The following is an 18,772-nucleotide window of genomic DNA, read 5'->3' on the forward strand; positions in this document are numbered from 1 at the left end:
GGCATGGGCGATACTAGAGCTCACATCACATTGGGAGCACGCGGAGGAGGACGGCACCGGTGCGGCTTCCCCTCCTCGCCCTGCTGGCCCGCGGACCCGCCCACGGCTACGAGCTCAAGCAGGACCTTGAGCAGCTGCTGGGCGCCGCGTACCCTCCCACCAACGTCGGCCAGATCTACGTCACCCTCGGCCGGCTGGAGAAGTCCGGGCTCATCGAGGGCGAGGAGATCGCCCAGGAGAGCCGCCCCAACAAGAAGATCTACCGCCTCACCGACGCCGGGCAGGAAGCGCTGCGCGCCTGGTTCGAGGAGACGGCGGACGAACCGAGGGTCCGCGACGAGTTCTTCATGAAACTCGCCCTCGCCCCCCGGACCGGTCTCGCCGACCAGATCGCCCTCATCAACAGACAGCGCCGCGAGTACCTCAACACCATGCGCAACCTCTCCAAGCTGGCCGCCACCGAAGACCGGGACAACCGCATCGCCCACCTGCTGATCGAGGGCGCCATGCTCCACCTCCAGGCGGACCTCGACTGGCTGGAGCGCTGCCAGGAGGAGTTGGAGGAGCTGCAGTGACGGACTCCCACGCGATACCCCTGCTGCGCGCCGAAGGGCTCGTCAAGACCCACCACGGCGAAGGCGCGCCCGCCCACGCCGTACGCGGCGTCGACCTGACCGTCCGGCGCGGCGAGTTCGTCGCCGTCACCGGACCCTCCGGCGCCGGCAAGTCCACCCTGCTGCACCTGCTGGGCGGGCTCCAGCGCCCCGACGAGGGCTCCCTCTGGCTCGACGGCGAACGCACCGACGGCTACAGCGAGGCCCGCTGGGCCGTGGAGCGGCGCCGCAGCATCGGCATCGTCTTCCAGTTCTTCAACCTGGTCTCCAACCTCACCGTCGCCGACAACGTCGAGCTGCCCGCGCTCCTCGCCGGCCGCTCCGCCCGGCAGGCCCGCGCCGCCCGCGAGAAGCTCCTCGCCGAACTGGGACTGGAGGGCAAGGAGCGCAGCATGCCCGGCGAGCTCTCCGGCGGCCAGCAGCAGCGCGTCGCCCTCGCCCGCGCGCTGGTCAACCAGCCCCGGCTGCTCCTCGCCGACGAACCGGCCGGCAGCCTCGACAGCAAGGGCACCCGCGAGGTCATGCGACTGCTGACCCGCTTCCACGCGGCCGGCCAGACCATCGTGCTCGTCACCCACGACGCGCGGCTCGCCAGCGCCGCGGACCGGGTCATCAGCTTCTTCGACGGGCGCATCGCCGACGACGCCGCACTCGGCACCACCCCGTCGCGCGCCGCCGGCCGCGGCCTGTCCGGCGTCCTCGAACTCAACGAACTGAAGGACTGACCGGCGTGCGGGCCATGCTGCGCTGGGCGCACGCCGACCTCCGCACCCACCGGGGCGAGGCGCTCTTCATGATCGCCGCGACCGCCGGCATCGTCGCCTCGCTGCTCCTCGCGACCGCACTCTTCGGCTACGCCACCAACCCCTGGCAGCGGCTCTTCGCCCAGTCGCGCGGCGCCCACGTCTGGATCCACACCGGCCCCGCCGCCGACGCCGCCCGGCTCGCCTCGCTCGACGGCGTCGAGGCCGCCGCCGGCCCCTACCGCACCGCGACGACCACCGTCGCCTCGCGCGGCGCCCGGGCCGCCGTCGAACTGCGCGCCGCGGGCGCCCGGCCGCCCGCGACGGGCCGCCCCCTGCTCGCCTCCGGGCGCTGGCTCGACCCCGCCGTCCCGGACGGCGTCGTCCTGGAGTCCACCCTCGCCCGCGCCCTGTGGGCCGAACCGGGCGACCGGATCACCCTGCCCTCCGGCTCCCCCCTCACCGTCGTCGGCGTCGCGGACACCGCCGAACCCCGCTACCGCCCGGGCGAACGGCCCGGCACCGTGTGGGCGCCGCCGTCCGCCGTGCCCGCCGACCGCACCGGCGGCCAGGTCGTCGGGCTGCGGCTTGCCGACCCCGACGCCACCGGTTACGCCGTGCAGCGCGCCGTCACGACCCTCGGCGCCGGAGCCGTCACCGACGTCTCCACCTGGCAGCAGACCCGCGGCGAGGCGCAGGGCGACACCCGGCTGCTCGGCCAGGTCCTCGGGCTCTTCGGCCTCGGCGCCCTGATCGCCGCCGCGCTCGCCGTGTTCGGCGCCATCAGCACCCGGGTGCGCGGCCATCTGCGGGACGTCTCCATCCTCAAGGCCATCGGCTTCACCCCGGGCCAGGTCGTACGCGTCTTCCTGGTCCAGCACCTCGCCTTCGCGGCGCTCGGCGCGGTCCTCGCCACCGTGCTCATCCAGGCGCTCGGCGCCCGCCTGCCGGGGCGCCTCGGCGACGCGGTCGCGGTCTGGCAGGGGCTGCCCGGCCACACGGCGGCGCTGCTCGCGGTGCCCGTCGCGGCGGTGCTCTTCATCGGCGCGGCGACCTGCCTCGCCGCGTGGCGCGCGGGGCGCGTGGAACCGGTACCGGTGCTGCCCGCGGGCGCGGCCCCCGGGGCCGGTCTCTCGCGTGCCGGCCGCGCGGCGCTCGGGGCCGGGGTGCCGGCCCCGCTCGTCCTCGGATGGCACCAGGCCTTCGGGCGCGGCCGGCGGGCCCCGGCCACGGTCGTCCGGCTCGCGCTGCCGCTCCTGCTGATCATCGTGGCGCTCGGCGCCTGGACGACCATCGAGCGCTTCGACAGCCGCCCCGAACAGCTGGGCCTCGCCGCCGCGCTGACCGCCCGCCCCGATGCGGGTCTCACCGACCGCGAGGCGGCCGCGCTCCTCGCGGAGCACCCCGCCGTCCGGGCCGCGCACCCGGGCCTGGAGGTCGCCGCCCTCGTGCCCGGCCAGACCGGCACCATCGCCCTGCGCGGCCTCGGCACCCGCGCCGCGCCCTACCCGTACACCGTCGCCGAGGGCCGCCCGGCGCACGGCCCCGACGAGGCGGTGGCCGGGCAGGGGCTCCTCGACCACCTCGGCGTACGCGTCGGCGACTGGGTCCGCGTCACGGTCGGCGGCCACCCGCAGGTGCTGCACCTGGTGGGCCGCAGCATCGAGCCGGAGAACGGCGGCAGGGTCATCTCCACCTCGCTCGACACCCTCCGCGAGAACGACCCAGCCCTGCGCCCCACGCTCTACCAGCTCCAGCTGGCCCCCGGCGCCGACCCGCGCGCGGTCCGCGCCGAACTCGCCGCCGCCTCCGGAGGCCGGCTCGACGTCCACGAGGTCACCACCCCCGCCGACCGCCTCTCGGCACTGCGCGGCGTCGTCGTCGGTCTGATCGCCGTGCTCGCCCTGATCGGCCTCACCGAACTGTCCACCGCGATCGGCGGCAGCCTGCGCGACGGCGAACGCGACCTGCTGGCCCTCAAGGCCATCGGTCTGTCCCCGCGCCAGATCGCGGCCGTCACCGTGACGGCCATCGGCTGTACGGCCCTGGCCGCCGCACTCCTCGCGACCGCCCTCGGCGTGCCCTTCGCGCACTGGCTCATCGACCACGAGGCGCACGCCACCGGCATCGGCGCGGGCATCGCCCACGCCCCGGCCCCGCCGCACCTCGCGGCCCTCGCCGCGGCCGCCGTGCTCGGCGCGATCGCCCTCACCGCCCTCCCGGCGACCCGCGCCGCCCGCCACCGCCTCGCGGACACCCTCAGCGCGGCGGCATGAGCGCGACGGCCTGAGCGCGGCAGCGCAAGCGGCGGACGGGCCCCGGGCGGTGCCGTCAGCGGTGCACGAAGTCCCGGACCTGCGCGTACACCACCGGGTCGGTGCCCAGGGCGCTGTGCCCGAGGCAGGCCGTCCGGGTGTTGGCCGCGCCGCTCAGGGCGACGGTGCTGTCCGGGTTGATGAAGCCGTCACACGGCGACCACCACGTGGCATGGCGAACCCCCTCGGGGGTCTCGTCGCCGGAGTTGAGCGCGGTGAGGAAGGCGGAGCCGATGCGCATCTCCGTACACGAGGTGTCGTAGCAGGACTCGGCGGCGTCGGTGCCGTGGTTGGGGCCGCCGAGGGACACCCAGGCGTCGGTCTTCCCGCTGCCGCCGAGCTCCTTGGCGTAGTGGCGGCTGGACAGCCCGCCCATGGAGTGGGTGACGACGTCGACCCGGGTCGCGCCGGTCTCCGCGAGCAGCCGGTCGACCTGGGCCGAGACCTCCTGCGCGGTGGTGGCATTGGACTGGCGCCAGTCGTAGCTCCACTGCCGCAGGTGCGTGGACGGCCAGCCGTCCGCGCGGAAGCGGTCCGCCATGGTGTTCCAGTACGAGCCGGACGAGTTGTACCCGTGCACGAACAGCACGGGATGCCGGGTGGCGGTGGCGGTGGCGGTGGCGGAGGAGGCGGAGGCAGTGGCGGAGGCGTCGGCCGGGACGGCGGTTCCCAGGCCGAGCAGAGTGCCCGCGACGGCGACGGAAAGCAGGTGCTTCTTCATGACCTACCTCGAAGAGGGCCGCGTGGGGGGCGCGAGAGGAGGTTACTGGTGGGTACACCGGAGAAGTCAATGGTGTTGCGCGAAAACGTCGAGGTCGCCCGGCCTCCGCCACGGTGCTGTACTGGGAGGACGGAAACCCCGCTGAGAGGGGGCGTCATGCACCGCTCCTCGCCCCGCAGCCGGACCACCGCCGTCCTGGCCGCGGCCGCATCCGTCCTGGGCCTCGCCACCGCGGCCCCCACCGCGGCGCAGCCCGGCAACCCCGACCCCAGGCAGCGCGGACCGGTCGTCCTGCGCGTCATCGACGGCGACACCGTCGAGGTACGCGGTGACGGCCGCGTCATCCCCGACGGCGAGGTCGCGCGCGTACGCCTGCTGGAGATCGACACCCCCGAGCGCGGCGAGTGCTACAGCCGCCAGGCCACGGCGCGCACCGCCGAACTGCTCCCCATCGGCAGCAGACTGCGCACGGAACGCGACATCGAGCTCAAGGACCGCTTCGACCGGTACCTGCTCTACGTGTGGAACGAGAAGGACGTCTTCGTCAACGAGTCCCTCGTCCGCAGCGGCCACGCCACCAAGGTGTTGTTCGAACCCAACGACAAGTACTGGACCACGATGACGAGGGCCGAACAAGCCGCCCGCCAGGCCGGTGCCGGCCTGTGGTCCGCCTGCCCGGCCCCGGCCCGCTGACGCGCGTCAGGCTCCCGGCAGCGCCGCCTCGATCGCCGCGACCAGTTCCGGCGCCTCCGGCTCGGTGCGCGGACGGTAACGGCTGACCTCACCGCCCGGCGCGACGAGGAACTTCTCGAAGTTCCACTGCACGTCGCCCGCCGCGCCGTCCGCGTCCGCCGCCTTCGTCAGCTGGACGTACAGCGGGTGCCGCCCGTCCCCGTTGACGTCCGACTTCTCCAGCAGCGGGAACGTCACCCCGTACGTCGCCGAGCAGAAGGTCGCGATCTCCTCCGCCGTGCCCGGCTCCTGGCCCGCGAACTGGTTGCACGGCACGCCCAGCACCGTGAACCCCCGGCCGGCGTACCGCTGCTGCAGCCGCTCCAGCCCCTCGTACTGCGGCGTCAGACCGCACTTGGACGCGACGTTGACGATCAGCACCGCCTGGTCCTTGTACTCGGCGAGGCTCGTCGGCTCGCCGGACAGGGTGCGCAGCGGGATGTCGTACAGGGACATGGGGACTCCTCGCATGAAAGGTACGGACTGACTCGGACTCCATGAAAGCAGGCCGCCCGGCGCCGCCCCGCTCCGGCCTGCTCGCCCCGGTCACGTCGTCCAGTCGGCGAGGCGGAAGACGCCGAGCATGTCGTGGGAGCGCGGGTCGGCGTCGGCGAACGGGTAGAAGGACGCCTCCACGCCGACCCAGCCGCGGAAGGCGCCCGCGTCGTCGATGATCTGCAGTATCGGCTTCACGTGCGAGTTGCCCGTGTAGCAGGCCCGGCCCTGCTCCAGGGCGAGGCAGGTGCACCAGTGCCACAGGGTGTCCCGCCGGTCCTGGGGGGACAGTGACTGCAGGTAGTACTGGATGGAGGTGACGTTCGCGGGGGTGCCGCCGCCGTAGTCCGGACAGCCGCCGGTCGCCTGGCAGGCGCGCGTGGACGTCGGCTGGAGCAGCGTCAGGCACCAGGTCGTCCGCACGCAGGTCTGGAACGACCGGTGCTGGAACAGGCCGCTCGCGGGGTCGACCCGGTCGTGGGCCCACGTCAGTGACTGGAGGTGGAGCGGCGCCGGGTGGTCCCGCACGGCCGTCATCGCCTGACGGGTCGTCAACGGCGCGTTGCTGCCGTAGCCGTATCCGGCCGTGGCGTCGCTGGCGTACAGGAAGGACAGCCGGGCCAGCGCCGATGTGGTCTCCACCGCCCATTTCTCCGTCCTGGGCGGGGTGGTGTCCCAGAAGATCCACAGGACGGACGTCGGCCGGCCCTCGACCGTCTCCGTCTCCAGCTGGTACCGGCCCGAGCCGAGGTCGGTGGGATCGGCGGCGAAGCCGCCCGCCGTCTGGATCTCACAGGTGCGGACCAGCGTGGCGGTGGTGGAGAGGGAGGTGGTGGAGCACGATTCGTCCGGCACGGTCCCGGTGCCGGCCCGGGCGCGCGGCTCGGTGTGTTCCCACCGGTGCATGCGGGCGGCGACCGTGCCGTCGGCGGTGTCGAAGGAGTAGGTGCCCAGCCGCACCCGGTTGGCACGGGAGCCCGCGGTCATGTGGCCGACGGCGACGACGAAGTTCGCCTTGCCGCCGGGGAGTTGCTGGGCGGCCTGTGCCGGGACGGCGGACGCCGGCAGCGCGAGGAGCGCGAGAGGCACGAGAGAGGCGAAAAGCGCGAGGAGGAGGACACGGAGTCTGCGCGGCATGACCTGCACGATCCAGAGCGGGGAGGGGGGAAGGACCCGGGGCCGGCCGAGGGAGCGCTCGGCTCGGCCCACTGCGTCCATGGCCCCGATACTGCCGCATGTGATCGTTTCGCCCGCGCATCACGCGTCGTGTCGGCCCTCGAACACCTGCCGTTCCAGAAGGCCCGCCGCTCCGAACCCGCCGCTCGCGAAGCCGTCGTTCACGCAGCCGTCGTTCACCAAGCCGTCGTCATCGAACGTCCGCGCCGACGGGGGCCGCAGCGCTCAGTGCCGCCTGAACAGCCCTTCCTGCACCACCGACACCAGCAGCCGCCCCTCGCGGTCGTAGATCCGCCCGCGCGCCAGGCCCCGGCCGCCCGTCGCGATCGGGGACTCCTGGTCGTACAGGAACCACTCGTCCGTGCGGAACGGCCGGTGGAACCACATCGCGTGGTCCAGCGACGCCATGTCGAAGCCGCGCGGCCCCCACAGCGGCTCGACGGGGATGCGCACCGCGTCGAGCAGGGTCATGTCGGAGGCGTACGTCAGCGCGCACGTGTGCACCAGCGGGTCGTCGCCCAGCGGGCCCACCGCGCGCATCCACACCGCGCTGCGCGGGTCCGCCTCCTTGACCTCCTCCTGCGTCCAGCGCAGCCGGTCCACGTACCGGATGTCGAAGGGCTGGCGCCGCGCCATTCTCTCCAACGCCTCCGGCAGCGCCCCCAGGTGCTCGCGGATCTCGTCGGCGACCGACGGCAGGGACTCCGGCGGCGGGAAGTCCAGGCGCGGCGGCAGCTGGTGCTCGAAGCCCGCCTCCTCCGGCTGGTGGAAGGAGGCCGTCAGATTGAAGATCGTCTTACCGCGCTGGATCGCGGTGACCCGGCGGGTGGTGAACGACCGCCCGTCCCGGACCCGTTCGACCTGGTACACGATCGGCAGGCCCGGGATGCCCGGCCGCAGGAAGTACGCGTGCAGCGAGTGCACCGGCCGGTCGCCCTCCGTGGTGCGGCCGGCCGCGACCAGGGCCTGGCCGGCGACCTGGCCGCCGAAGACCCGCTGCAGGGACTCCTGCGGGCTCGCGCCACGGAAGATGTTCACCTCGATCTGCTCCAGGTCGAGCAGGTCGACGAGTCGCTCGGCGGGGTTGGTCATACGGGGTCCTCCTACAGCTGGCCGACGTCGGTGACGCGGACGACCGCGCGGCCCTCCTCGTCCGAGGCCGCCAGGTCCACCTCCGCGCTGATGCCCCAGTCATGGTCGCCCTTGGGGTCCGCGAAGGTCTGCCGGACGCGCCACAGGCCGTGCGCCGGGTCCTCCTCGATCGAGAGCAGCTTGGGGCCGCGCGCGTCGGGGCCGGTGCCGAGCTCGTCGTACTCCTCCCAGTACGCGTCCATGGCCTCCTCCCAGGCCTCCGCGTCCCAGCCGGACTCGGCGTCCAGCTCGCCGAGTTCGTAGAAGCGGTCCAGCGCCGCCAGCTCCACGCGGCGGAACAGCGCGTTGCGCACAAGCACCCGGAAGGCGCGGGAGTTGGCCGTGACCGGCTTGACCTGGTCGGCCTTCTCCTGGGCCTCCTCGGCGGTCTCCACCTCCGGGTTGGCCAGCTGCTCCCACTCGTCCAGCAGCGAGGAGTCCACCTGCCGCACCATCTCGCCCAGCCAGGCGATCAGGTCCTCCAGGTCCTCCGTCTTCAGGTCGTCCGGGATGGTGTGGTCCAGCGCCTTGTACGCGGACGCCAGGTAGCGCAGCACGATGCCCTCGGTGCGCGCCAGCTCGTAGACGGACGTGAACTCGGTGAAGGACAGCGCCCGCTCGTACATGTCCCGGATGACGGACTTCGGCGAGACGGGGTGGTCGCCGACCCACGGGTGGGACTTCTTGTACGTGTTGTACGCGTGCCACAGCAACTCTTCGAGCGGCTTCGGGTACGAGATGTCCTGGAGCCGCTCCATCCGCTCCTCGTACTCGACGCCGTCCGCCTTCATCGCGCCGACCGCCTCGCCGCGCGCCTTGTTCTGCTGGGCGGCGAGGATCTGGCGCGGGTCGTCCAGCGTCGACTCGACCACCGACACCATGTCGAGGGCGTACGACGGGGACTCCGGGTCCAGCAGCTCGAACGCCGCCAGCGCGAAGGTGGACAGCGGCTGGTTGAGCGCGAAGTCCTGCTGGAGGTCGACGGTGAGCCGGATCGTGCGGCCCTCGGCGTCCGGCTTGTCGAGCTGCTCGACGACCCCGCCGTCCAGGAGCGAGCGGTAGATCGCGATGGCGCGGCGGATGTGCCGCAGCTGGTTCCTGCGCGGCTCGTGGTTGTCCTCCAGCAGGCGGCGCATCGCCTGGAAGGCGTCGCCGGGGCGGGCGATCACCGACAGCAGCATGGTGTGCGTCACCCGGAAGCGGGAGGTCAGCGGCTCCGGCTCGGAGGCGATCAGCTTCTCGAAGGTGTTCTCGGTCCAGCCGACGAAGCCCTCCGGTGCCTTCTTGCGCACCACCTTGCGGCGCTTCTTCGGGTCGTCGCCCGCCTTCGCGAGCGCCTTCTCGTTCTCGATGACGTGCTCGGGCGCCTGCGCGACCACGAACCCGGCCGTGTCGAAGCCCGCGCGCCCCGCCCGGCCCGCGATCTGGTGGAACTCACGGGCGCGCAGCGTGCGCACGCGGCTGCCGTCGTACTTGGTGAGCGCCGTGAACAGCACGGTGCGGATCGGCACGTTGACGCCGACGCCGAGGGTGTCCGTACCGCAGATCACCTTCAGCAGCCCCGCCTGCGCCAGCTTCTCCACCAGGCGCCGGTACTTCGGCAGCATGCCCGCGTGGTGCACACCGATGCCGTGCCGGACGTACCGCGAGAGGTTCTTGCCGAACTTGGTGGTGAAGCGGAAGTTGCCGATCAGCTCGGCGATCTTGTCCTTCTCCTCGCGCGAGCACATGTTGATGCTCATCAGCGACTGCGCCCGCTCGACGGCCTGCGCCTGCGTGAAGTGCACGATGTAGACCGGCGCCTGCTTGGTCTCCAGCAGCTCGGTCAGCGTCTCGGTGATGGGCGTGATCCGGTACTCGTACGACAGCGGCACCGGCCGCGTCGCCGAGCGGACCACCGAGGTCGGGCGGCCGGTGCGGCGGGTCAGGTCCTGCTCGAACATCGAGACGTCGCCGAGGGTGGCCGACATCAGGACGAACTGGGCCTGCGGCAGTTCCAGGAGCGGGATCTGCCACGCCCAGCCCCGGTCCGGCTCGGCGTAGAAGTGGAACTCGTCCATCACGACCTGGCCGATGTCGGCGTCCTTGCCGTCGCGCAGCGCGATCGACGCCAGCACCTCGGCCGTGCAGCAGATCACGGGCGCGTCGGCGTTCACGGACGCGTCGCCGGTGAGCATGCCGACGTTCTCGGTGCCGAAGAGCTTGCAGAGGTCGAAGAACTTCTCCGACACCAGGGCCTTGATCGGCGCGGTGTAGAAGGTCACCTGGTCGTTCGCGAGCGCGGTGAAGTGCGCAGCCGCCGCGACCAGGCTCTTTCCGGAGCCGGTGGGGGTGGAGAGGATCACGTTCGCCCCGGAGACCACCTCGATCAGCGCCTCCTCCTGGGCCGGGTAGAGCGTGATGCCCTGGCCCTCGGCCCATGACGAGAAGGCCTCGAAGAGGGCATCGGGGTCGGCGTCGGGCGGCAGCTGATCGATAAGGGTCACGCCCCCATCTTGCCTGGCGGACCCCCCGGAGTGGGAACCGGCCACCGGTACGAAGATCACAGAGCGATACCCTGTCCCGTCGACGGGGGCGCACGACAGAACCAAACGGGGCGGGGACACGCACATGATGGGACCGGCACACTCACTCTCCGGCGCGGCCGCGTGGCTGGGGGTGGGGGCCGCGACCGCCGCGGCCGGGCATCCGATGCCCTGGCCGGTGCTCGTCGTCGGCGCCCTGATCTGCGCCGGAGCGGCCCTCGCGCCCGACCTCGACCACAAGTCGGCGACCATCTCGCGCGCCTTCGGCCCGATCTCGCGCGGGCTCTGCGAGATCGTCGACAAGCTGTCGTACGCGGTCTACAAGGCCACCAAGACGCGGGCCGACGCCCGCAGGAGCGGCGGCCACCGCACCCTCACGCACACCTGGGTGTGGGCCGTCCTGTGCGGCGCGGGCGCGTCCGCGCTGGCCGTCACCTGCGACCGCTGGGCGGTGCTCGCCATCCTCTTCGTCCACCTGGTGCTCGCCGTCGAGGGCCTGCTGTGGCGGGCCGCCCGCATGTCCAGCGACGTCCTGGTGTGGCTGCTGGGCGCCACCAGCGCGTGGATCCTCGCGGGCATCCTGGACAAGCCCGGCAACGGCTCGGACTGGCTCTTCACGGAGCCTGGCATGGACTACCTGTGGCTGGGCCTGCCCATCGTGCTCGGCGCCCTCGTCCACGACATCGGCGACGCCCTGACCATCTCCGGCTGCCCGATCCTGTGGCCGATCCCCATCAAGGGCAAGCGCTGGTACGCGCTGGGGCCGCCGAAGGGGATGCGGTTCCGCGCGGGCAGCTGGGTGGAGCTCAAGGTGCTGATGCCGGTGTTCATGCTGCTGGGCGGGGTGGGCGGCGCGTCGGCGCTGAACTTCATCTGATCATCCCGTTCGGGTGAACCGGGTGCGAAGCCCCGTCGCGGAGTCTCAAGATCCGCTTTCTTCTGATCATGGATTCCCCACACCTGACACGCCGTCAGCTGACCGCCGCCGCCTCCACGGCCGCCGCCGCCTCCCTGCTCCCCGCGTCACCCGCCGCGGCCGCACCGGTCACCCCGGCCGTCCAGGCGCCGGCGGCCGCCGCGCCCCGCTCCACCGCAGACCGGCAGACCTGCCTCGCCGTCGCCCGCGCCCTCCTCGTACTCGACGAGGACGACAAGCCCCTGGTCCCGCGGTACGAGAAGATCCTGCTCGGTGGCGGACTGCCCAAGGGCGCCTCGGGCCGCAAGAAGGTGCTGGTCCTCGGCGCCGGACCGGCCGGCATGGTCGCGGCCCACCTGCTCAAGCGCGCGGGCCACCACGTCACCGTCATCGAGGCCAACGGCAACCGCGCCGGCGGCCGCATCAAGACCTTCCGCACCGGCGGCCACGAGCACGCCGCCCAGGCCTTCGCCGATCCGAAGCAGTACGCCGAGGCCGGCGCCATGCGCATCCCCGGCAGCCACCCGCTCGTCATCGGACTGATCGACCGGCTCGGCATCGAGCGGCGGCCCTTCCGCTACGTCGACACCGACCCGGGCGGCACACCCCGCTACCGCACCTGGATCAGCGTCAACGGCATCAGGGCCCGCCGCGCCGACTACGCCAAGGACCCCCAGGCGATCAACCGCTCCTTCGGCGTACCGAAGAAGTACGAGGACGTCCCGGCGGCCGTCATCGTGCGCCGTGCCCTCGACCCCGTGCGCGACGAGTACAGCACGCTGCGCCCCGACGGCACCCGGGCCGACAAGCCGATGCCGGAGCTGCTCGACGGCTGGGCCCGGGTCGTCCAGCGGTTCGGCGACTGGTCGATGTACCGGTTCCTGACCGAGTACGCGGGGCTCGACACCCGCACCATCGACCTCATCGGAACCCTGGAGAACATGACCTCCAGGCTGCCGCTCTCCTTCCTGCACAGCTTCATCAGCCAGGCGCTGATCAGCCCCGGCACCGCCTTCTACGAGCTGAACGGCGGCACCGCCGTCCTCGCCGACGCGCTCCTGGAGCAGGTCCGCGACGACGTCCGCTTCGACCGCCGCGTCACCCGGATCGAGACCCGGGACGAGGGGGAGCGCGTGGCCGTCGACACGGTCTCCGAGGGCCGGGGCGGCACGGTGGTCCACGAGCGGTTCACCGGGGACGCGGCGATCGTCACCATCCCCTTCTCGGGCTTCCGGCACGTCCAGGTCTCGCCCCCGCTGTCGTACGCCAAGCGCCGTGCCGTCACCGAGGTGCACTACGACAGCGCCACCAAGGTGCTCCTCGAATTCAGCCGCCGCTGGTGGGAGTTCGACGAGGGCGACTGGCGCCGCGAACTGGACGCCATGGAGCCCGGGCTGTACGACCGGTACCGCAAGGGGCAGGTGGCGCAGGACGGGCGGCTGCTCGGCGCGCACCCCTCCGTCCCCCGCGGCCACCTCTCCGAGGACCAGCGCACGCACTACGCGGCGAACGCCTGGGTCTCCCGCGACCAGCCCGAGGCGGCCGGGGTCATCGGCGGCGGGTCGGTGACCGACAACCCGAACCGCTTCATGTTCAACCCCTCCCACCCCGTCCCCGGCAGCGCCGGCGGGGTCGTCCTCGCCTCCTACAGCTGGGCGGACGACGCCAGGCGCTGGGACGCCTACGACGACGAGGCCCGCTACGCGCTCGCCCTGCGCGGCATGCAGGAGGTGTACGGACAGCGGCTGGAGGTCTTCTTCACCGGCGTCGGCCGCACCCAGAGCTGGCAGCGCGACCCGTACGCCTACGGTGAGGCGTCCGTCCTGCTGCCCGGCCAGCACACCGAGATCCTGCTGGACATGCGCACCCAGGAGGGCCCGCTGCACTTCGCCGGCTGCCACACCTCGGTCAAGCCCGCCTGGATCGAAGGCGCCCTGGAGTCGGCCGTCCGCGCGGCCCTGGAGGTCCACGGCGCCCGCTGACGCCCGGGGCCCGGTCCCGGACCGGGCCCCACATCGGCCGTGTCAGCCGTGCCAGGAGCGCCACAGCGCCGCGTACGCCCCGTCCGCCGCGACCAGCTCGTCATGGCTGCCGAACTCGCTGATCCGGCCGTCCTCGACGACCGCGATCACGTCCGCGTCGTGCGCCGTGTGCAGCCGGTGCGCGATGGCCACCACCGTCCGCCCGTCCAGCACCCGCGCCAGCGACCGCTCCAGGTGCCGGGCCGCGCGCGGGTCCAGCAGCGACGTCGCCTCGTCCAGCACCAGGGTGTGCGGGTCGGCCAGCACCAGGCGGGCCAGCGCGATCTGCTGGGCCTGCGCCGGGGTCAGGGCCAGCCCGCCGGAGCCGACCTCGGTGTCCAGGCCGTCCGCCAGGGCCCGCGCCCACGCGTCCGCGTCGACCGCCGCCAGCGCCGCCCACAGCTCCGCGTCCCGCGCCTCCGTCCGCGCGAGCCGCAGGTTGTCCCGGAGCGTGCCGACGAAGACGTGGTGTTCCTGGTTGACCAGCGCCACGTGCTCGCGGACCCGCTCGGCGGGCATCCGCGCCAGCTCCGCCGCGCCCAGGGTGACGCGCCCGGCGCGCGGGGCGTAGATCCCGGCGAGCAGCCGGCCCAGCGTGGACTTGCCCGCGCCCGACGGGCCGACCAGGGCGAGGCGCGTGCCCGGTGCGACGTCCATCGACACCCGGTGCAGCACGTCCACGCCGTCCCGGTACCCGAAGCGCACGTCGTCCGCCCGCACCGCGCGCCCGTCGGGCCGTACGGCCGGGTCCCCGGCGTGCGGCTCGACCTCGCGCACGCCCACCAGCCGGGCCAGCGACACCTGCGCGACCTGGAGCTCGTCGTACCAGCGCAGGATGATCCCGACCGGCTCCACCAGCATCTGCGCCAGCAGCGCGCCCGTCGTCAGCTGGCCCACGTCCAGCCAGCCGCGCAGCACGAAGAACCCGCCGATCAGCAGCACCGAGGCGAGGATCGTGGTGTGCGTGACGCTGATCACCGGGAAGATCACCGACCGCAGGAAGAGCGTGTACCGCTCCCACGCCGTCCACTCCCGGATGCGCCGGTCGGACAGCGCGATCCGCCGCGCGCCCAGCCGGTGCGCCTCGACCGTGCGGCCCGCGTCGACCGTCTCGGCGAGCACCCCGGCGACCGCCGCGTACCCCGCCGCCTCCGAGCGGTACGCCGACGGCGCCCGCCGGAAGTACCAGCGGCAGCCCGCGATCAGCAGCGGCGCCGCCACCAGGATCGCGAGCGCCAGCGGCGGGGCCGTCACCGCGAGCCCGCCGATCAGCAGCCCCGCCCACACCACGCCGATGGCGAGCTGCGGTACCGCCTCGCGCATGGCGTTGGCGAGCCGGTCGATGTCGGTGGTGATCCGGGACAGCAGGTCGCCGGTCCCCGCCCGCTCCAGCACGCCGGGCGGCAGCCCCACCGACCGTACGAGGAAGTCCTCGCGCAGGTCGGCCAGCATCTCCTCGCCCAGCATCGCCCCGCGCAGCCGCACCAGCCGCACGAACACCGTCTGCACCACCAGCGCGACCACGAACACCGCGACGGTGACCGGCAGATGGAGCTCGCGCGTACCGGCGGCGAGCCGCTCCACCAGCGAACCGAGCAGGTACGGGCCGGCCATCGAGGCGATGACCGCGACCGCGTTGACGGCGACGAGCACCGCGAACGCCGTCCGGTGGCGGCGCAGCAGCTCCGCCACGTACGCGCGGACCGTCGCGGCACCGCCCACCGGCAGTGTCGTCGCGGTCTCGGGAGCCGCCGGGTCGTACGCCGGCGGCGCCATGCCGATCATGCCTTCTCCTCCACATCCACCAGCGCGTGTCCGGGCGCGGCCACGGGCGGTACGTCGTCGGTCTCGCGGGTGACGACCGCGCGGTACCGGGGCTCCGTGCGCAGCAGTTCGCGGTGCGTGCCCACCGCCACCGCCGCGCCCTCGTGGACCAGCACCACCCGGTCCGCCCGGTCCAGCAGCAGCGGGGACGACGCCAGCACCACCGTCGTACGCCCGGCGCGCAGCCGCGCGACCCCCGCCGCGACCCGCGCCTCGGTGTGCGAGTCCACCGCCGACGTCGGCTCGTCCAGCACCAGCACGTCGGGGTCGGTGACCAGCGAACGGGCCAGCGCCAGCCGCTGGCGCTGCCCACCGGAGAGCGACCGGCCGCGCTCGGTGATCCGCGTCCGCATCGGATCGCCGTCCGCGCCCACCGACGCCTGCGCGAGCGCGTCCAGCACATCACCGCACTCCGCCGCCGCCAGCGCCTCCCCGGCGCTCACCGCACCCGACGACGGCACATCCAGCAGCTCCCGCAGCGTGCCGGAGAGCAGCACCGGGTCCTTGTCCTGGACGAGGACGAGGGCGCGCGCCCGGTCGAGCGGCAGCTCGTCCAGCGGGACCCCGCCGAGCAGCACCGAGGCATGGCCGTCGGTCTCCTCGGCCGGATGCCCCCCGAGCCGGTCGGCCAGCCGCCCGGCGGCGTCCGGATCGCCGCACACCACGGCGGTGAACAGCCCCTCGGGCGCGCGCAGCCCGGTCACCGGGTCGTAGAGGTCGCCGCCCGGCGAGGGCCCGGCGCCGTGGGCGCCGGTGACCGTCGTCGTACGCGTCAGGGACAGCACGCGCGCCGCGCGTTTCGCGGAGGGCCGCGAGAAGGCGAACGCCATCGCGATCTCCTCCACCGTCCGCAGCGGGTAGTGGGTGAGGGTCACCGCGGCGTAGACGGTGACCAGTTCACCGACCGAGATCCGCCCGTCGAGGGCCAGCCGCGCGCCGTACAGCACCACGCCGATCAGCAGCAGTCCCGGCAGCAGCACCTGGACCGCCGCGATCAGCGCCCACATGCGGGCGCTGCGCACCGCCGCCTTCCGGACCTCCTGGGACGCCTCGCGGTAGCGGCCGAGGAACAGTTCCTCGCCGCCGATGCCGCGCAGGACGCGGAGGCCCGCGACCGTGTCCGACGCCAGTTCGGTGGCGCGGCCGGCCTTCTCACGCTGGACGTCCGCCCGCCGGGTGGCGCGCGGCAGCAGCGGCAGCGGCGCGAGCGCCAGCAGCGGGATGCCGATGGCCACGACGACGCCGAGCGCGGGCGCGTAGAACACCAGGCCGACGCAGACCGCGACCAGCGTGAGCGCCGACGCGCCGAACCGCGACAGCACCTCCACGAACCAGCCGATCTTCTCGACGTCGCTGGTGGACACGGCGACGACCTCGCCGGCGGCGACGCGCCGGGTCAGCACCGCGCCGAGCTCGGCGGTCTTCCGGGACAGCAGCTGCTGCACCCGGGCGGCAGCGGTGATCCAGTTGGTGACGGCGGTGCGGTGCTGCATGGTGTCGCCCACCGCGATGGCCGCGCCGAGCAGCGCCAGCAGCGCGCCGGCGAGCGCGAGCCGGTCCGCGGACCCGTCCACGACCGCCTGCACCGCGAGGCCCACGCCGAGCGGGAGTCCGGCGATGCCGAGCTGGAGCACCAGGCCCCAGGCCAGGGACGCGAGCTGGCCGCCCAGCTGGTTGCGGCCCAGCCAGACGAGGAAACGCGTGCCCGACGTCACGTCGGGGTCACCTGGATCGGCGTACGGAAGGTGCTGAATCTGCATGACGTCCCAGGGGTCTCGCGACGGGAGGCGGGGAAACCGTGCAAGGTTCGCCGTCCGGACCCGGGGTCGGCAATCGATTTTCCGGCAGGACGGAGCGAAACGCGCCAAGGTCCACCGGGCTGTCTGGCGCACTCCCGTGACGCGCGCTTCACTCGCGGCCCATGAGACAACGGACAGTCATGAGCATGCTCAGCCTTGCGGTCCGCGGCACCCTGCTGGCCGTCACGGCGGCGCTGCTCCCCGCCGCCCCTGCTGCCGCGGAACGGCCCCATCCCCCCGCCGAGTTCGGGACCGACTGGCACGATCCCGTCACCGCCGCCCCGCCCGTCCCGCGCCCCGCCGGCGTGCACTCCTGCGAAGTGACCCTCGCCAAGGCGCAGTTCCGCGACTTCACCCCGTACCGGGGCGCCTACACGCCCCCGAAGGGGTGCGGCGACCGCTGGAGCGCGGTGGTCCTGCGGCTCGACGGCAGCGTGAAAGGACGGCAGTACGACCGCCTCGGCCACCTCACCGTCGGCGGCGTCGAGGTCTTCCGGACCTCCACCCCGCAGCCCTCTCCGGACGGCATCAGCTGGTCGGTGGAGAAGGACATCACCCGTTACAGCGACACCCTGCGCCGCCCGGGCCCCGTCGAGATGCTCATCGGGAACGTCGTGAACGACACGTACACCGGCGTCCTCGACGTCACGGTGACGCTCACCTTCTACGCACACCCCGCGTACGGCCCCGGCCCCGCCGCCGACGTCCCCGACCGGGTGATCCCGCTCGACACCCCGTCACCGACGCTGCCGCGCAACTCCGAACGGATCCTCGCCGAGGTGTACGCCACCGGCTCCGGCGGCGGCTGCGAGGAGTACTGGTACCTGTCCGTCCCGGAGGCCACCCCCTACTCCTGCAAGGCCGCCGAAGGCCCGCACCGCGAGGTGCGGATCAGCGTCGACGGGCGCCTCGCGGGCATCGCCGCCCCGTTCCCCACGGTCTGGACGGGCGGCTGGTCCAACCCCTTCCTCTGGTACGTCACCCCCGCGCCGCGCGCCTTCGACGTCAAGCCCGTCGTGTACGACCTGACGCCGTTCGCCGCGCTGCTGAACGACGGGCGGCCGCACCGGATCGAGGTCACCGTCGCCGGGGTGCCCGCCGGCGCGCCCGGCTGGTCCACGCCCACCAACCTCCTGCTCTGGCAGGACGAAGGACGCGAGGTCGTCACCGGCGCGCTCACCCGCCACGACACCGGCGCGCCCGCCAACTCCACGGCGTACACACCGGGCCGGGAGCACCGCCTCGCCACCGAGGCGGCGCACCGGCTCGGCATCGCCGGGTACCTCGACACCTCGCACGGCCGCGTCGCCACCACCGTCACCCGGTCCCTCGCCCACACCTCCGTCCACCGCTGGACCGACGGCGAGACCACCGACGCGCTGACGGCCGGCTGGACGGACGACGAGACCGTCACCAGCGGCCGGACCGTCACCCGCACCCACCGCACGTACACCATGGACGGCGAGACGACGCTCGGCGCCGGAGACCGGCTGCGCACCGTCCTCACGCTCGGGGACCGCGCCGACACCCTCGTCCTGCGCGGCGGCGAGCGGACGGCCTGGACGCGCCTCGACGACACGTACACGGGCGACGCGACGTACACCGCCAACGTGCCGCGCGACCAGCGGCACGCGGTGGGCACCACCACCGAGCGCTACCGGCTGCAGGGCCCGGCGGGCTGCTACGACCGCACCCTGACCGCCGTCCAGGGCACGCTGACGGTGGACCGCCGCCGCTGCTGACGCCTCGGGGCCGCGGGG

General features: G+C 73.4%; 14 protein-coding genes. 7 read left to right on the top strand and 7 right to left on the bottom strand.

What is annotated here, in order from left to right; genetic code table 11:
- Positions 1 to 59 precede the first annotated feature (59 nt).
- Genes ACZ42X_RS20060 through ACZ42X_RS20070 form a run of 3 tightly spaced genes read left to right on the top strand, consistent with a single transcriptional unit; the run spans position 60 to position 3,633 of the window.
- Complete coding sequence (locus tag ACZ42X_RS20060; protein ID WP_468291589.1) at positions 60 to 575, top strand: PadR family transcriptional regulator; 516 nt, start codon at positions 60 to 62, stop codon at positions 573 to 575.
- Positions 572 to 1,339 (top strand): ABC transporter ATP-binding protein, encoded by a 768-nt coding sequence (locus ACZ42X_RS20065; RefSeq protein WP_468291591.1) that lies wholly within the window; start codon positions 572 to 574, stop codon positions 1,337 to 1,339. The genes ACZ42X_RS20060 and ACZ42X_RS20065 overlap by 4 nt, the downstream gene beginning before the upstream one ends.
- A gap of 5 nt (positions 1,340 to 1,344) precedes the next feature.
- A complete protein-coding gene (locus ACZ42X_RS20070; protein WP_468291594.1) occupies positions 1,345 to 3,633 on the top strand; it encodes an ABC transporter permease in 2,289 nt (762 codons plus the stop codon).
- Between the two features lie 55 nt (positions 3,634 to 3,688).
- Here ACZ42X_RS20070 and ACZ42X_RS20075 read toward each other — a convergent pair whose 3' ends face one another.
- Complete coding sequence (locus tag ACZ42X_RS20075; RefSeq protein WP_468291597.1) at positions 3,689 to 4,393, bottom strand: esterase/lipase family protein; 705 nt, start codon at positions 4,391 to 4,393, stop codon at positions 3,689 to 3,691.
- Between the two features lie 156 nt (positions 4,394 to 4,549).
- Here ACZ42X_RS20075 and ACZ42X_RS20080 point away from each other — a divergent pair, with 156 nt between their 5' ends.
- Positions 4,550 to 5,086 (top strand): thermonuclease family protein, encoded by a 537-nt coding sequence (locus ACZ42X_RS20080; protein WP_468291600.1) that lies wholly within the window; start codon positions 4,550 to 4,552, stop codon positions 5,084 to 5,086.
- A 6-nt stretch (positions 5,087 to 5,092) separates the two neighbouring features.
- Here the strand turns inward: ACZ42X_RS20080 and ACZ42X_RS20085 are convergent, their stop codons facing one another.
- From ACZ42X_RS20085 to ACZ42X_RS20100, 4 genes are all read right to left on the bottom strand, one after another.
- Positions 5,093 to 5,581, bottom strand: a complete 489-nt coding sequence (locus ACZ42X_RS20085) for a glutathione peroxidase (RefSeq protein ID WP_468291603.1) — start codon at positions 5,579 to 5,581, stop codon at positions 5,093 to 5,095.
- A gap of 90 nt (positions 5,582 to 5,671) precedes the next feature.
- Positions 5,672 to 6,757, bottom strand: a complete 1,086-nt coding sequence (locus ACZ42X_RS20090; protein WP_468291606.1) for a hypothetical protein — start codon at positions 6,755 to 6,757, stop codon at positions 5,672 to 5,674.
- Positions 6,758 to 7,021: 264 nt separating this feature from the next.
- Positions 7,022 to 7,888, bottom strand: coding sequence for an acyl-CoA thioesterase (locus ACZ42X_RS20095; RefSeq protein WP_468291609.1), 867 nt, complete (start codon positions 7,886 to 7,888; stop codon positions 7,022 to 7,024).
- An 11-nt stretch (positions 7,889 to 7,899) separates the two neighbouring features.
- Entirely contained in the window at positions 7,900 to 10,413 is a 2,514-nt protein-coding gene (locus tag ACZ42X_RS20100) for a DEAD/DEAH box helicase (RefSeq protein WP_468291612.1), read from the bottom strand.
- 124 nt (positions 10,414 to 10,537) lie between these two features.
- Between ACZ42X_RS20100 and ACZ42X_RS20105 the strand changes: the two genes are divergently transcribed.
- Both ACZ42X_RS20105 and ACZ42X_RS20110 read left to right on the top strand, forming a co-directional pair.
- Positions 10,538 to 11,329: a metal-dependent hydrolase gene (locus ACZ42X_RS20105; RefSeq protein WP_468291615.1), complete on the top strand. Its 792-nt coding sequence runs from the start codon at positions 10,538 to 10,540 to the stop codon at positions 11,327 to 11,329.
- A gap of 68 nt (positions 11,330 to 11,397) precedes the next feature.
- Entirely contained in the window at positions 11,398 to 13,350 is a 1,953-nt protein-coding gene (locus ACZ42X_RS20110) for a flavin monoamine oxidase family protein (RefSeq protein WP_468291618.1), read from the top strand.
- A gap of 42 nt (positions 13,351 to 13,392) precedes the next feature.
- Here ACZ42X_RS20110 and ACZ42X_RS20115 read toward each other — a convergent pair whose 3' ends face one another.
- Together ACZ42X_RS20115 and ACZ42X_RS20120 are read right to left on the bottom strand one after the other, a co-directional pair.
- Complete coding sequence (locus tag ACZ42X_RS20115) at positions 13,393 to 15,174, bottom strand: ABC transporter ATP-binding protein (protein WP_468291621.1); 1,782 nt, start codon at positions 15,172 to 15,174, stop codon at positions 13,393 to 13,395.
- Positions 15,171 to 16,973, bottom strand: coding sequence for an ABC transporter transmembrane domain-containing protein (locus ACZ42X_RS20120; RefSeq protein ID WP_468291624.1), 1,803 nt, complete (start codon positions 16,971 to 16,973; stop codon positions 15,171 to 15,173). The genes ACZ42X_RS20115 and ACZ42X_RS20120 overlap by 4 nt, the downstream gene beginning before the upstream one ends.
- Before the next feature lie 161 nt (positions 16,974 to 17,134).
- Here ACZ42X_RS20120 and ACZ42X_RS20125 point away from each other — a divergent pair, with 161 nt between their 5' ends.
- A complete protein-coding gene (locus ACZ42X_RS20125) occupies positions 17,135 to 18,754 on the top strand; it encodes a peptide-N4-asparagine amidase (RefSeq protein WP_468291627.1) in 1,620 nt (539 codons plus the stop codon).
- The last annotated feature ends 18 nt before the right edge of the window (positions 18,755 to 18,772 follow it).

It is taken from the genome of Streptomyces sp. NPDC030862, from assembly GCF_055571835.1.